This window comes from Sulfitobacter sp. UBA4523, from assembly GCF_002388305.1.
Classification (GTDB): Bacteria; Pseudomonadota; Alphaproteobacteria; order Rhodobacterales; family Rhodobacteraceae; genus Sulfitobacter; species Sulfitobacter pontiacus.
The window spans coordinates 12,280-25,734 of sequence record NZ_DGMH01000017.1 but is presented as its reverse complement, the minus strand read 5'-3'; the positions used below and the strand labels follow the sequence as shown (position 1 = coordinate 25,734).

Here is a 13,455-nt window from a genome sequence, read left to right as displayed (position 1 = left end):
ATCATAAAGCCGATCTCGGCCCCCATATAGACAGGCCCCTCGTCCCCATCGACGGAAGAGGAATGTGACGCAGGGACCATGGTCACATCGACCTTGCCGCAGCGGATGGTGCCGCCTTTGTTGAAGCCGGTGGTGTTCTCCACGCCCTGCGCGCTGAAATAGCCCATCAGTTCGACCATGCCTGCAACCGGCGCGCCGGTTTTCTCGGCCACCATCTTGAGATCCTGGGTGTGGTCGAAATGCCCGTGGGTCACCAGGATTTGCGAGACGCCTGCCAGTGCGGCCTCGTGCTGCGCGTCGTCCAGCATCGGATTGCCGGTGAGCCAGGGGTCGATCAGCAGAATCTGATCCTCGATCTCGATGCGAAAGCTGCCGTGGCCAAGCCAGATGATATCCATTTGGGTCTCCCTTATTCCGTGTCTTTAGCGGACTGTAGCGCGTGATGCCGCTTTGGGGAGCCTCCGGCGGGAGTTTATTTGGCAAAATGAAGGATCAACCGGCGCGATTGCGGGTCAGAGGCAGCCCCCAGACTTGCGGGGGCGGGCAGGGGGCGATAAACGGCACCCAATCAGATGAAGGAGCGCCCATGTCCATTGACGAGTCCACAGCCGCACGGGTGGCGAAACTGGCCCGCATCAAGGTCGAACCCGACGCCTTGCCCGCGCTGGCGCAAGAGTTCAACAATATCCTCGGCTTTATCGAGCAGTTGAACGAAGTCGATGTCGACGGGGTAGAGCCGATGACATCGGTCACGCCACAGGTGTTGAAAAAGCGCGAGGACGTGGTGCGCGATGGCGACCAGCAGGCCAAGGTGCTGGCCAATGCGCCCGACGCGCGCGAAGGATTTTTTGCGGTTCCGAAGGTGGTTGAATAATGGCTGATCTGAATAAACTGGGCCTTGCCGATGCACGTGACGCGCTGCGCAAGGGGGATGTGACCTCGGCCGAGCTGACGGCGGCATGTCTGAGCGCGATCGAGGGCGCGGGCGCTCTGAACGCTTTTGTGCACCACACCGGTGATCTGGCGATGGATCAGGCCAAGGCAGCCGATGCGCGGATCAAATCCGGCGATGCCCCTGCCATGTGTGGTCTGCCCATCGGCATCAAGGATCTGTTCTGCACCAAAGGGGTGCCGTCGCAAGCGGCGTCGCGCATTCTTGAAGGCTTCTTGCCCGAGTATGAAAGCACCGTATCGCAGAACCTGCTGGACAGCGGGGCCGTCATGTTGGGCAAGCTCAACATGGATGAATTCGCTATGGGATCGTCCAATGAAACCTCCGTGTATGGCAATGCCGTCAACCCGTGGCGGCGTTCGGGCGATGAGACAGCGCTGACACCCGGCGGATCTTCGGGCGGGTCGGCGGCAGCTGTGGCGGCGGATCTTTGTCTTGCGGCCACCGGCACCGATACCGGCGGCTCGATCCGCCAGCCTGCGGCCTTTACCGGCACCGTGGGGATCAAGCCGACCTACGGCCGCTGCTCCCGCTGGGGCGTCGTGGCTTTTGCCTCGTCGCTGGATCAGGCGGGCCCGATGACCAAGACCGTGCGCGATGCGGCGATCATGCTGGGAGCCATGGCGGGGTATGACCCCAAGGACAGCACCTCTGCCGAGCTGGCGGTCCCTGATTTCGAAGCCGCCTTGACCGGCGACATCCGTGGCAAAAAGATCGGCATCCCGCGGGAGTACCGCATCGACGGTATCCCTGCCGAGATCGACAAGCTGTGGCAGGACGGTATCGCCATGCTGCGCGATGCCGGGGCCGAGATCGTTGATATCTCTCTTCCGCATACGAAATACGCCTTGCCTGCCTATTACGTGATCGCACCGGCGGAAGCCTCGTCGAACCTCGCCCGCTATGACGGGGTACGCTATGGTCACCGCGCCAAGCTGGACCACGGCGACGGCATCACCGAGATGTACGAAAAGACCCGCGCCGAAGGCTTCGGGGCCGAGGTGCAGCGCCGTGTCATGGTCGGTACCTATGTGCTAAGCGCGGGCTTCTACGACGCCTACTACAACCGGGCACGCAAGGTCCGCACGTTGATCAAGAAAGACTTCGAAGACGCCTTTGCGGCCGGTATCGACAGCATCCTGACCCCGACCACGCCCTCGGCGGCCTTCGGTCTGGGCGAGATGACGGATACGGATCCTGTGGCGATGTACCTGAACGACGTCTTCACGGTTACTGTGAACCTCGCGGGGCTGCCCGGTATCGCATTGCCAACCGGCACCAGCGAGACCGGCCTGCCGCTTGGCTTGCAGCTGATCGGCCGCCCATGGGAAGAGGCCGATCTGCTGTCTACCGCCTATGCGCTGGAGCAGGCGGCGGGCTTTGTAGCCAAGCCGCAGAAATGGTGGTAAACCCCCGCCGATAAACCAGAGCAGATAAAGCAGGTCCGATGATGATACGTTGTTCAATTGTTGCAGCCTTGGGGCTCGCCCTGGCGGCCTGCCAGCCCGCAATCCCCGACAGTGGACGGGGTGTCGGTTTTGACGGGTCGTTCGACGCCGCGCAATCCCAGCGGGATACAGCCCTGGCAGGCGGGGCGGTGGCAACGATGCCAGCACCCGCCACGGTGGACGCCACGCCGCTGGACGCTGTCGATGATGGTTCCGCTGCGGCGACGGCTGCGGAAACGGCACGCATCCTGGATGCCACGCGCCCCGGTGGGCTTGGCAATGATGCCGCGACCAATTCGGGCGTGGCCCCTGTGAACGCCAGCCCGTCCAACCCTGCGCCACCGGTGCTGGGGGCAGGGGGAATATCGCAAGAGAACAACTTTGACGCCGTGGCCGATGAGCGCAGCATCGAAGGCGACGCGGCCCGCATCGCGGCCAACCGCGCGCAATACCGTGTGGTGCAACCCGAAGCCCTGCCGGACCGCGCCGATGCGGGGCCCAATATCGTAGCCTATGCTTTGCAGAACAATCACGCCGTCGGCACCCCGATCTACACCCGTCGGGGGTTCAACAAGCAGCGCAAATTCGCACGGGCCTGCGCCCAGTATTCGCACCCGGATCAGGCGCAGATCGCCTTCCTCAGTGCGGGCGGCCCTGAAAAGGACCGCTCTGGCATGGACCCTGACGGCGACGGATACGCCTGCAACTGGGACCCGAGCCCCTATCGCAAAGGGGTGCAGGGCTAGGCCCTATGGCAGACGCGCCTGACCGCTACCTTTCCCCGAACCATGGGCCGCGCCGCAACGGGTTGCGGCCCTCTTTGATCGTGCTCCACTATACCGCGATGGACAGTGCAGAAGCGGCCTGCGCGCGCCTTTGTGACCCTGCGGCCGAAGTCTCCGCCCACTATCTGATCACGGGCAAGGGCGAGACTGTACAACTTGTCCCGGAAGACCAGCGTGCCTGGCATGCCGGAGCGGGGGAGTGGCGGGGTCAGGATGACATCAATTCACGCTCTATCGGGATAGAGTTGGATAACCGCGGCAATCACCCCTTCTCGGAACCGCAGATGGTCACGCTCGAAACCCTGCTGCGCGGGATTATGGAGCGGTGGTCGATCCCGCCCGAAGGGGTGATCGGCCATTCGGATATGGCCCCCGGACGCAAGATCGACCCCGGACCGCGATTCGACTGGCCACGTCTGGCGCGTCAGAACCTTGCCGGCAAAGGCCGTCAGTACGCGGAGAAAAACCGCGGGTCCGACCCCACGCCGGCTGCCTTTATCGCGGCGGCACATGCGGCAGGCTACACCGCCACCGATGATATTGACCTCCTTTTGCAAAGCACGCGTCTGCGGTATGCCCCCTGGCGCAAGGGGCCGCTCTGCGCCGCGGATATGACCCTCGGGCATGATCTCTAGCACCACACCCGTTTCCAAATGGTTAAAAATCCTCGCCGAAGGCATCGCGGCGGGTGAAACTGATTGACCCCACCTGAAGTTAGGCGCTAGGCGTGCAGCGCGCGGAAGGCTGGATGGCCGCGGTCTTGGCAACAAGGTCGAGGAAAGTCCGGACTCCCAGAAGAAACGGTGCCGGGTAACGCCCGGGCGGGGTAACCCGACGGAAAGCGCCACAGAAAACAGACCGCCGCTTCGACGGGTCGGGCAACCGATACCACCGGGGAGGTAAGGGTGAAACGGTGCGGTAAGAGCGCACCGCGGAGGTGGCAACATCTCTGGCAAGGCAAGCCCCACCGGGAGCAATGCCAAATAGGGACCGCGCGCCGCGTCTGGCAACAGGCAAGGCGGGGCTACTTCTGCCCCAGCAGGTCCGGGTTGGCAGCTGTAGCTGTGCAGGCAACTGCATGGTCAGAGGAATGGTCATCCCCTGTCGCAAGGCGGGGACAAAATCCGGCTTATAGGCCTTCCGCGCATAATCATGGTCTTTATCCCTGTTTTGCGGGGGCTTGGTCCGGAAAACTTCAATTTTTCCGGTTCGTTTGGGCCATGGGCAGGAAATAGCGGTTGACTCAGGCGCAGGCGTGACTAGAACCCAAAACTCAGGATTTCACGAGCGGTCGATCAGCGGCCTGCTCGTCGTTGCAGGAGAACGACTATGGCGAAGCCAACCACGATCAAGATCCGTCTGAACTCGTCCGCGGGCACAGGCCATTTCTACGTAACCAAGAAAAACGCACGTACCATGACCGAGAAAATGGTCATCAAAAAGTACGACCCCGTTATTCGTAAGCACGTTGAATACAAAGAAGGCAAGATCAAGTAAGATCTTACCGTCGACGCGATATGAAGGCCGCGCCTCGTGCGCGGCCTTTTGCGTTTTTCTACCTCGGACATGGGAACAGCCCTGCTGTCGCGGCTAAGTACCGGATGTGATCGCAAGGAGACGGGCAATGCCCAAAGAAGGCCATTACATCAACCGGAGCAACTGGTTGCGCGCCGCTGTACTGGGGGCGAATGACGGGATTGTTTCCATCTCTAGCCTTCTGGTCGGCGTTACCTCGGCGGGGATGGCGACCGGAAATGTCGCCCTGACCGGTTTCGCCGGATTGACCGCTGGCGCGCTGTCCATGGCCGCGGGGGAGTATGTCTCTGTCTCGGCGCAGGCCGATGTGGAAGCCGCCGATCTGGAGCGTGAGCGTATCGCGCTGGAGGAAGACCCGGACTACGAGCTGGAAGAGCTTGCTGAAGGGTTGGAGAACCGCGGCGTCGATGCCGCGCTCGCCGTTAAGGTTGCCACGCAGATGACCGACCACGACGCTCTTGGTGCGCATGCGCGCGAAGAGCTCGGCATGTTTGGCCTGGCAGGGCAGGCTAATCCGCTGCAGGCCGCCGGGGCCTCAGCGCTCGCCTTCGCTCTGGGTGGGGCCTTTCCGTTGATCGCAGCACTTGTCGCCCCTGCCGGGTACGCTTTGATGGCGATTGCCGTGACCGCTGTGCTCGCTCTGGCACTGCTTGGCGGCGGCGGTGCGCGGCTTGGCGGTGCGCCCCTGCGTTCGGCGATTATTCGTGCGGTGGTCTGGGGCGCGCTTGCGATGGCCGTGACCGCTGCGTTGGGGCAAGCCTTCCACGTTGCGGTTTAGCTTGGTCGGGGGTGAGCAGGCACCTAAGCTGAGACCTTTGAAATCATCACTTCAGTGAGCATTTCGAGAGGAGGTTTGCACCTTTGCGGGTGTGCTTTTCTGCGCGCCCGACTGGAAGACGTACAGTCGCAAGGTCGTGTCAGCATGCTTGTTGAACCGAATGTTACTGAACAGACTGCTTAGATGGATCGCAGTTATACGGAAGCGTCGCGGGCAGATTAGGTAGTCGGGCCGACGGTTGTGATGGCGCCTAGGGCCAAAGAAAGCGCCCACCGAACGGATGTCGATGGGCGCTCGTTCTCAGGTATTTTCCCGCGTCGTGGGGCAGTGTGTTATTCGCGGTTGCCGAACAATTGCAGCAACATCATGAACATGTTGATGAAGTTCAGGTACAGGCTCAACGCGCCCATGATACCGGACTTCTGCAGCCATTCTTGGTCACCGTGATGCGCATGCGCCAAGTAAGTGTTCTTGATGTTCTGCGTGTCATAGGCGGTGAGGCCAGCGAAAATCAGAACGCCGATAGCCGAGATCGCGAATACCAGGGCAGGGGAGGCGAGGAAGATGTTCACGATCGACGCGACAACCAGGCCAATGACGCCCATGATCAGGAAGCTACCCCAGCCAGAGATGTCCTTTTTCGTGGTGTAGCCCCAAATCGACAGCCCCGCGAAAGCTATCGAGGTGATCAAGAAAATCTGGATGATCGAATAGCCCGTAAAGACCAGAAAGATCGAGCTGATCGAAACGCCCATGACGGCAGCGAAAACATAGAACAATGTCTGCGCAGTCGCGGCCGAGATTTTATTCATCGCGGCACCCAAGCCGAAGACAAACGCCAAAGGTGCAAACATCACAACCCATTTCAGCGGCGACATATACAGCGCGGAGCCGAAGGAAGTCAGGTACTTGTCCGTGCCAATCTGCGCAACCGCGCCCGAAGGATCGGTCGTCACGGCCAGGCCGGAAATAGCCCAAGCCGCTGCAAAGGTGATCAACATGCCAATCGACATGGTGCCATACACCTTATTCATATGGGTGCGCAGCCCTTCATCGATAGCGGCGGCGCGGGATCCGGCCGCAGACCGGATTGTGTTCACGTCGGCCATGAATATCCTCCAAATAATAGACGTGTTGCAAAGTCGGTTCTCCGACCTCGGTATTGGGTCAAATATCGGCACACACGTCTTTGTTTTCAAGAGCTTTCGCATCCAATTCTAGCGCAGCGGGCACTATTGGCGTTTTGCTTTGCCAAATGTGGCGCAACATAGGCATTTCTTCCGTCGGAACACGCAGCCTTTCGGTTGCATATCTGCGTGTCCGTGATGAATGAGCTAAAGAAGAGATATGAAGATTTGCCTAACGCGTTTGCGAATTTTGCGTCGCGGCACTTTGCCGCGCCGTTCTCGCGGCTCTGAACGGTATTTTAAGGTTTAGACTGCAAGCCTTTTGCCCATGAAAAGGATGATTCTTCCCTGTGATATGCGCAATTGTGCCGTAACGTTTTCGTTATTAGCGCTAATCAGGCGGTATTCGGGTGCCGTGAGCAAAACATCGCGCACCCGCGCAGAATGTAGTGGCGAAGCTGAGGGACGGGGCTATCTTACTGACAAATATGGTATTCTTGAGCGTGAGAGGAGCGGGTCTCAATGTGTTGGAAATGCTGACACACAGCATTGCGGCGAATTTATGGTGCTCGGCTCAGGTAAAAAGTTTTGCGAGTTCCCGAACGCTTGCTACGTTCAATTCGCGTATAAGGGGTATTTTTCTCGCGGAAACAACGCTTGATTAAGTGCTGGCGCTGATTGGAATGATAACTGAACGTATGTCCATTTTCATTTTATTTGCGCATAGTGAGTATATTTGCAAGTAGCACGTTTTGTCGGAAATGACCACGTGAATTGGTCACTTCCTCTCCACAAATACAAGCGTCGAAATTATGGGCGCTGAGTTAGAAAGAAGATCGTGATGCCTCATAAAGTAGATGTTCATGTTGGTCAGCGAATACGGCAGCGCCGTTGGCTGACAGGCATGACACAGCAGCGCTTAGCAGAACTTGTTGGCATAAAATTCCAGCAAATCCAAAAGTATGAAACCGGTGCAAACCGTGTCAGCGCGTCCAGACTTTGGGACATCGCCTTTGCCCTGAACGTGGACGTTTCGCATTTCTTTGAAGGTCTGGAAGCCGAAAAGCCTCAGCCCGAAAAGGCCTTGGACAATATCCCCGCCGATCTGAGCGGCGATAAAGAGGCGATGGATTTGATCCGCTCTTACTATGCGATCCCCGAAAACCAGCGTCGCCGCCTGTTCGAATTGGCGCGTGTCCTCAGTGATGTGGCTTAACCTCTAGCGGGAAGTGTTATCTTGCAAGGATCTGGCGAAAGTGTCAGATCGGTAGCTATGATACCAAATATGCACTCCGATCCCGATATATTGCGTGTGGGCCATTTGCTGGCGGACGCCGCCCGTGCCGCGATACTTCCCCATTTTCGTCAAGCAGATCTGATTGCGGACAACAAATTCCAGTCCGGCTATGATCCCGTCACTGAAGCCGATCGTGCGGCCGAACGGGCCATGCGCGATATCTTGGCACGCGAACGCCCCAACGACGCCATCCTAGGCGAAGAATATGGGACTGCGGAAGGGACGTCCGGGCTCACCTGGGTTTTAGACCCCATTGACGGCACGCGGGGTTTTGTCTCCGGCACGCCGACCTGGGGCGTGTTGATCGCGGTCAGCAATGCGGATGGGCCGTTTTTCGGGATCATCGACCAGCCCTATATTCGTGAGCGTTTTGTTGGGCATAGCGGCCAAGCAGAGGTGTCGGGCCCGTCTGGCGTTCATCCGCTACGGACACGTGGGGCGCGTGCACTGTCACAGGCGACCGTTTTCACCACTTTCCCAGAAGTCGGGACGACATCCGAAGGGGCCGCCTTTGCCAAGGTGGCGCGACATGCGCGTTTGGCGCGCTTTGGGATGGATTGCTATGCTTATGCTTTGGTGGCCTCGGGGCAGGTCGATCTGGTCATCGAAGCGGGCCTGCAACCCTATGATATTCAAGCACCAATCGCCCTTGTCCAGGCCGCCGGTGGCATCGTTACCGACTGGGATGGCGGCCCCGCCCATCATGGGGGACGCGCTATCGCGGCGGCCAATGCCGATATTCACGCCGAAGCTTTAGAGTTTGTTAGGAATTGTCCGATATGACCGAACTGCTGATACGCAACGCTGATTATCTTTTGACGATGGATGAGACGCGGCGCGAATTGGTATCGGCTGATGTTTTGCTGCGCGATGGGGGTGTCGCAGCGGTGGGACAAAACCTGACAACTGAAGGGGAGGTGATAGAAGCATCAGGGTGCGTTGTTACGCCAGGGTTGGTGAACACCCATCACCACCTGTATCAAAGTCTGACGCGGGCGGTGCCGGGGGGGCAGGACGCGCTGCTGTTTGGCTGGCTTAAAACGCTTTATCCGATCTGGGCGCGGTTTACGCCGGATCACATGTATGTCTCGGCTCAGGTGGGGTTGGCAGAGCTTGCCTTGTCCGGCTGCACGTTAAGCTCGGACCACCTGTATATGTATCCGAACGGCAGCCGGTTGGAGGATACAATACACGCCGCGGCAGAGATCGGGATGCGGTTTCAGCCCACGCGCGGCGCGATGAGCATCGGGGAAAGCGACGGTGGGTTGCCACCTGACGCTTTGGTGGAACGCGAGGCTGCGATACTGGAGGATTGCATTCGTGTGATCGACGGTTTTCATGATCCATCGGCCTCTTCAATGTGTCGGGTTGGGATCGCGCCCTGTTCGCCCTTCTCGGTAAGTCGGGACCTGATGCGGGACGCAGCGCTGTTGGCGCGGGACAAAGGCGTGATGCTGCATACGCATCTTGCCGAGAACGAGGAGGATATCGCCTATTCATTGGCACAATTCGGCTGTCGTCCGGGTCAATATGCGCAGGATCTGGGCTGGGTCGGGCCCGATGTCTGGCATGCCCATTGCGTGAAACTCGACCCGAGCGAGATCGCGTTATTCGCGCAGACCAAGACTGGCGTTGCACATTGCCCCTGTTCGAACTGCCGCTTGGGCTCGGGGATCGCGCCCCTTCGTGCGATGCGCGATGCCGGGGTTCCCGTAGGACTTGGGGTCGATGGATCCGCAAGCAATGACGCCGGAAATCTTGTCGCGGAGGCTCGGCAGGCGATGCTTTTGCAGCGCGTTGCCGGCGGGGCGGATGCGATGAGCGCCCGCGAAGCGCTCGAGATTGCCACGCGCGGCGGTGCGGACATCTTGGGCCGCCCCGAATGCGGGCGGATCGAGGTGGGGGCGCGTGCAGACATCGCCATCTGGGACGTAAGCGGGATTGAAAGCGCCGGGAGTTGGGATCCTGCGGCACTGTTGCTTGCGGGGCCGACAACGGTCCGCGATTTGCTTGTTGAAGGGCGCAGCGTCGTGCGGGATGGGCAGGTCGTGACCATAGATCTACCCGCGCAGATCGCGCAGCAAAACAAGCTCGCGCGGGCGCTGCGGGACGCGATATAAACACGCGTGTCTCGATCTCGGGAGGAGGTAGAGGCGCGGGTAGCGCGAAGGCGGGGGGAGTTGACGGTATGAATATTCTACGCAGGCTGGCTTTGGCCGTGGCTCTGTTGATTGCCGCGATATTGCCTTTGCGCGCCGACCCACAGGCGGTTCAGATGTTGAATGCCATGCGCGCGCAGCAGGGGGTGGCCCCGCTGTCCTATGCACCGCGGCTAGAGGCCGCCGCACGGGCACATGCGATGGACATGGCGCGGCACGGGTATTTCTCGCACACGGGGCGCGATGGGTCTGGTGTTGGTGATCGGGTGCGGGCGCAGGGCTATCGCTGGTGCTATGTGGCCGAGAATCTTGCCAAGGGGCAGGGGGATCTGACGCAAGTCATGCGGGGATGGGCGCAGTCGGCGCCGCATTACCGCAATATGATGAGCCGGAATGCCACAGGTTTTGGCCTGTTTCAGGGGCCGGACCGGATTTGGGCAATGGTTCTGGCCGCACCCTGTTAGGATGGGCCCGAAGCCGTCTCGCAAGGCGCGCCTGCGGGACGCGCCGCGGGGAGTTTAAAGGCAAAATGAAGGAGGCTGGCGTCAGCCTCGGCGCACCCCGTTGACCCAGACGTCGCAGATCGCGCGGTCATCGCCCATCATGATTGTGGCGAAAAGCTGATCCCATATGCTGTGCGCATTGTCGCTGCGCTGCTTGATCGCGGGGGTGGAGGCGAGGTCGAGCACGGTGATGTCGGCCTCGAAGCCTTCGGCGAGTGTGCCGATCTTTTCGTGCAGATGCAGGCTGCGGGCAGAGCCGGCGGTGGCAAGCCATATCAACTGCGCTGCATGGGTGGGGGTGCCGCGCAGCTGGCCGATCTCATAGGCCGCAGCCATTGTGCGCAGCATCGAGAACGACGATCCGCCGCCGGTGTCCGTGGCCAAGCCAATCGGTATCTGCTGCGCGGCGATATGCGCCATGTCGAACAGTCCCGATCCGATGAAGGTGTTCGAGGTGGGACAATGCACCACCGATGCGCCGCTGTCGGCAAGGCGGTCGATCTCGCGCGGGGTCAGGTGGATGGCGTGGCCAAAGACGGCGCGATCGCGCACCAGCCCGTGTTCCTCGTAGGTGTCCAGATAATCGCGGGCGTGGGGCACAAGGTCTTGGACCCAAGCAATCTCGTCGACCTGTTCGCTCAGGTGCGTCTGCATCAGGCAGTCGGGGCGCTCCGTCCAGAGCGCACCCAAGGCCGCGAGTTGTTCCGGCGTCGAGGTCGGCGTGAAACGGGGCGTTATCGCATAGCTGGCGCGGCCTTTGCCGTGCCAGCGGTCGATCAGCATCTTGCTGTCGTCATAGGCCGATTGCGCCGTATCGCGCAGCCCCTCGGGGGCGTTGCGGTCCATGCAGGTCTTGCCCGCCACGATCCGCTGACCACGCTCTGCCGCCGCGTCAAATATCGCGTCGACGCTGGTGGGGGCGATGGTGGCGAAAGAGCAAACGGTGGTCGTGCCGTTGGCCAGAGTCAGATCCAGATAGCGCCCGGCGATGTCGCGGGCATAGGCGGGGTCTGACAGGCGCATTTCCTCGGGGAAGGTATAGCTGTTGAGCCAGTCAATCAGCCGTTTGCCCCAGCTCGCGATGATGGCGGTCTGCGGATAATGCACATGGGCGTCCACAAACCCCGGGCAGATCAGCCGGTCGCCATAGTCCTGCACCGTCGCCTGCGGGTGCGCCTTGCGCAGGTCGTCGGCGCGGCCCACGGCCTTGATCTGCGCGCCTTCAATCAGCACGCCACCGTCGCTGTCGATATGAACCGTCTCCTCCCACGGGTCAGAGAGGGGATTGCCCGTAAACCGGAGCGTTTGGCCGAGGAGGAGTGTTTGTGTTTTCATGCCGCCTGTCTAACCGCAGCCCGCCGTGCCGACAATCCGATAGCGCAGGGTTCCGCGCCATTGTATCCGCGCTGTGGCACGCTTATGGTCTGCGCAAAATCGCAAGTGGGGGCAGCCATGGTTGACGACGCACAGGAACTTGAACTCTCCCCCGACGCCGAGGATGAAGGCGAGGCATATCGGCTGAACAAAAAGGCCGTGGCGTCCATTCTCTATGCGGTGGAAATCGATGACGCCGCCAAGCTGACAGAACTGATGGAGCCGCTGCACGCGGCCGACATCGCCGACCTTCTGGAACAGATCAGCGCCTTTGAGCGGACCAAGCTGATCCGGCTGTATGACCGCGAGTTCGATGGCGAGATTCTGTCGGAGCTCGACGAATCGATCCGCGAGGAAGTCGTTGCGATTCTGACGCCCGAGGTGCTGTCGGACGCCGTGCGCGACATGGACAGCGATGATGTTGTCGATCTGATCGAAGACCTTGAGGATGCGCAGGCCGAGACCATTCTGGGGGCCCTGGAAGACGCGGACCGGGTCGCTGTCGAACAGGCGCTGACCTATCCCGAATATTCCGCTGGTCGTTTGATGCAGCGCGAAGTCGTGATGGCCCCCGAACACTGGACCGTGGGCGAGGCGATTGATCACCTGCGCGCCACGCCCGAGGAAGACCTGCCGGACCAGTTCTATCACATTGTCATGGTCGATCCGCGGTTGCACCCTGTGGGCAATGTCACCCTTGGCAAGCTGATGCGGTCCAAACGCGCCACCCCCATGCGCGACATTCTGGAGGATACGTTTCAGGTCATTCCCGCCCTGCGCGACGAGGGCGATGTCGCCTATGCGTTCAACCAGTACCACCTGATCTCTGCGCCCGTCGTCGATGACGAGGGGCGTTTGATCGGGGTGATCACCATTGATGACGCCATGTCGGTGCTGGACGAGGAACACGAAGAAGACATCCTGCGTCTGGCCGGTGTTGGCGAAGGGTCGCTGTCTGACCGTGTGATCGAGACAACCAAGCAGCGGTTGCCCTGGCTGGCGGTGAACCTGGTGACGGCCATCGCGGCCTCTATGGTGATTTCGCAGTTCGAGGCAGCGATCGCGCAGATCGTTGCGTTGGCGGTGTTGATGCCCATCGTGGCCTCTATGGGGGGGAATGCCGGTACGCAAAGTCTGACCGTGGCCGTGCGCGCCATCGCGACCCGGGATTTGACCGGATCGAACGTCTGGCGCGTGATCCGGCGTGAATGTCTTGTGGGGCTGGTGAATGGCCTGATTTTCGCGATCATCATGGGGATCGTCGGGATCCTGTGGTTCGGGTCACCCGCGCTTGGCTATGTGATTGCGACGGCGATGGTGATCAACATGGTCGTGGCGGGGCTTGCGGGGACGGGCATCCCGATCCTGCTGGAACGTTTTGGCGTGGATCCGGCCCTTGCCTCTGGTGCTTTTGTGACCACGGTGACGGATGTCGTGGGCTTCTTCGCCTTTCTGGGGCTGGCGGCGGCGGTCTTGCTGTGACGGATATGGCGGCG

Annotated in this window: 14 protein-coding genes and 1 other RNA gene; 12 read left to right on the top strand and 3 right to left on the bottom strand. The window is 60.5% G+C overall.

Annotation, left to right across the window (positions count from 1 at the left end):
- The coding region (locus tag B3849_RS03410; RefSeq protein WP_286779815.1) for an MBL fold metallo-hydrolase at positions 1–398 on the bottom strand (398 nt) is incomplete at its 3' end.
- A 188-nt stretch (positions 399–586) separates the two neighbouring features.
- On the opposite strand from B3849_RS03410, the gene gatC reads away from it, so the two are divergent.
- The 7 genes from gatC to B3849_RS03375 all read left to right on the top strand — a co-directional run bounded on the left by gatC (position 587) and on the right by B3849_RS03375 (position 5,499).
- On the top strand, positions 587–874 hold the full coding sequence (gene gatC / locus B3849_RS03405) for an Asp-tRNA(Asn)/Glu-tRNA(Gln) amidotransferase subunit GatC (RefSeq protein ID WP_005852277.1): 288 nt from the start codon (positions 587–589) through the stop codon (positions 872–874).
- Complete coding sequence (gatA, locus tag B3849_RS03400; RefSeq protein ID WP_064217402.1) at positions 874–2,361, top strand: Asp-tRNA(Asn)/Glu-tRNA(Gln) amidotransferase subunit GatA; 1,488 nt, start codon at positions 874–876, stop codon at positions 2,359–2,361. The genes gatC and gatA overlap by 1 nt, the downstream gene beginning before the upstream one ends.
- A 38-nt stretch (positions 2,362–2,399) precedes the next feature.
- A complete protein-coding gene (locus B3849_RS03395) occupies positions 2,400–3,146 on the top strand; it encodes a hypothetical protein (RefSeq protein ID WP_074635520.1) in 747 nt (248 codons plus the stop codon).
- A gap of 5 nt (positions 3,147–3,151) precedes the next feature.
- Positions 3,152–3,820, top strand: coding sequence for an N-acetylmuramoyl-L-alanine amidase (locus B3849_RS03390; RefSeq protein WP_278425235.1), 669 nt, complete (start codon positions 3,152–3,154; stop codon positions 3,818–3,820).
- Positions 3,821–3,921: 101 nt separating this feature from the next.
- An RNA gene (gene rnpB / locus B3849_RS03385) (RNase P RNA component class A) lies at positions 3,922–4,333 on the top strand.
- Between the two features lie 181 nt (positions 4,334–4,514).
- A complete protein-coding gene (gene rpmG, locus B3849_RS03380; protein ID WP_005852281.1) occupies positions 4,515–4,682 on the top strand; it encodes a 50S ribosomal protein L33 in 168 nt (55 codons plus the stop codon).
- Between the two features lie 127 nt (positions 4,683–4,809).
- Positions 4,810–5,499 carry a VIT1/CCC1 transporter family protein gene (locus tag B3849_RS03375; protein ID WP_278425237.1) on the top strand — a complete coding sequence of 230 codons (690 nt, stop codon included), beginning with the start codon at positions 4,810–4,812 and terminating at the stop codon, positions 5,497–5,499.
- Positions 5,500–5,831: 332 nt separating this feature from the next.
- Here B3849_RS03375 and B3849_RS03370 read toward each other — a convergent pair whose 3' ends face one another.
- Complete coding sequence (locus tag B3849_RS03370; protein WP_278425238.1) at positions 5,832–6,608, bottom strand: Bax inhibitor-1/YccA family protein; 777 nt, start codon at positions 6,606–6,608, stop codon at positions 5,832–5,834.
- Between the two features lie 859 nt (positions 6,609–7,467).
- Between B3849_RS03370 and B3849_RS03365 the strand changes: the two genes are divergently transcribed.
- The 4 genes from B3849_RS03365 to B3849_RS03350 all read left to right on the top strand — a co-directional run bounded on the left by B3849_RS03365 (position 7,468) and on the right by B3849_RS03350 (position 10,546).
- Positions 7,468–7,842 carry a helix-turn-helix domain-containing protein gene (locus B3849_RS03365; RefSeq protein ID WP_005852284.1) on the top strand — a complete coding sequence of 125 codons (375 nt, stop codon included), beginning with the start codon at positions 7,468–7,470 and terminating at the stop codon, positions 7,840–7,842.
- Between the two features lie 69 nt (positions 7,843–7,911).
- Positions 7,912–8,706, top strand: coding sequence for a histidinol-phosphatase (gene hisN, locus B3849_RS03360; RefSeq protein WP_278425320.1), 795 nt, complete (start codon positions 7,912–7,914; stop codon positions 8,704–8,706).
- Positions 8,703–10,043, top strand: a complete 1,341-nt coding sequence (locus B3849_RS03355) for an 8-oxoguanine deaminase (RefSeq protein ID WP_286779814.1) — start codon at positions 8,703–8,705, stop codon at positions 10,041–10,043. The genes hisN and B3849_RS03355 overlap by 4 nt, the downstream gene beginning before the upstream one ends.
- 68 nt (positions 10,044–10,111) lie before the next feature.
- Positions 10,112–10,546, top strand: coding sequence for a CAP domain-containing protein (locus tag B3849_RS03350; RefSeq protein ID WP_278425240.1), 435 nt, complete (start codon positions 10,112–10,114; stop codon positions 10,544–10,546).
- A gap of 81 nt (positions 10,547–10,627) precedes the next feature.
- Here B3849_RS03350 and guaD read toward each other — a convergent pair whose 3' ends face one another.
- Positions 10,628–11,920: a guanine deaminase gene (gene guaD, locus B3849_RS03345; RefSeq protein WP_278425241.1), complete on the bottom strand. Its 1,293-nt coding sequence runs from the start codon at positions 11,918–11,920 to the stop codon at positions 10,628–10,630.
- A gap of 117 nt (positions 11,921–12,037) precedes the next feature.
- On the opposite strand from guaD, the gene mgtE reads away from it, so the two are divergent.
- The gene (mgtE, locus tag B3849_RS03340) at positions 12,038–13,441 is read left to right on the top strand and encodes a magnesium transporter (RefSeq protein ID WP_005852296.1); all 1,404 of its coding nucleotides are present in this window, start codon (positions 12,038–12,040) and stop codon (positions 13,439–13,441) included.
- Positions 13,442–13,455: the final 14 nt, after the last annotated feature.

Bases quoted from the DNA above. Each gene is read 5' to 3' on its own strand.
- B3849_RS03355 (WP_286779814.1), top strand. From the start codon at position 8,703: ATGACCGAACTGCTGATACGCAACGCTGATTATCTTTTGACGATGGAT.
- gatA (WP_064217402.1), top strand. From the start codon at position 874: ATGGCTGATCTGAATAAACTGGGCCTTGCCGATGCACGTGACGCGCTG.
- B3849_RS03390 (WP_278425235.1), top strand. From the start codon at position 3,152: ATGGCAGACGCGCCTGACCGCTACCTTTCCCCGAACCATGGGCCGCGC.
- mgtE (WP_005852296.1), top strand. From the start codon at position 12,038: ATGGTTGACGACGCACAGGAACTTGAACTCTCCCCCGACGCCGAGGAT.
- guaD (WP_278425241.1), bottom strand. From the start codon at position 11,920: ATGAAAACACAAACACTCCTCCTCGGCCAAACGCTCCGGTTTACGGGC.
- B3849_RS03375 (WP_278425237.1), top strand. From the start codon at position 4,810: ATGCCCAAAGAAGGCCATTACATCAACCGGAGCAACTGGTTGCGCGCC.
- rpmG (WP_005852281.1), top strand. From the start codon at position 4,515: ATGGCGAAGCCAACCACGATCAAGATCCGTCTGAACTCGTCCGCGGGC.
- B3849_RS03370 (WP_278425238.1), bottom strand. From the start codon at position 6,608: ATGGCCGACGTGAACACAATCCGGTCTGCGGCCGGATCCCGCGCCGCC.
- gatC (WP_005852277.1), top strand. From the start codon at position 587: ATGTCCATTGACGAGTCCACAGCCGCACGGGTGGCGAAACTGGCCCGC.
- B3849_RS03395 (WP_074635520.1), top strand. From the start codon at position 2,400: ATGATGATACGTTGTTCAATTGTTGCAGCCTTGGGGCTCGCCCTGGCG.
- B3849_RS03350 (WP_278425240.1), top strand. From the start codon at position 10,112: ATGAATATTCTACGCAGGCTGGCTTTGGCCGTGGCTCTGTTGATTGCC.
- hisN (WP_278425320.1), top strand. From the start codon at position 7,912: ATGCACTCCGATCCCGATATATTGCGTGTGGGCCATTTGCTGGCGGAC.
- B3849_RS03365 (WP_005852284.1), top strand. From the start codon at position 7,468: ATGCCTCATAAAGTAGATGTTCATGTTGGTCAGCGAATACGGCAGCGC.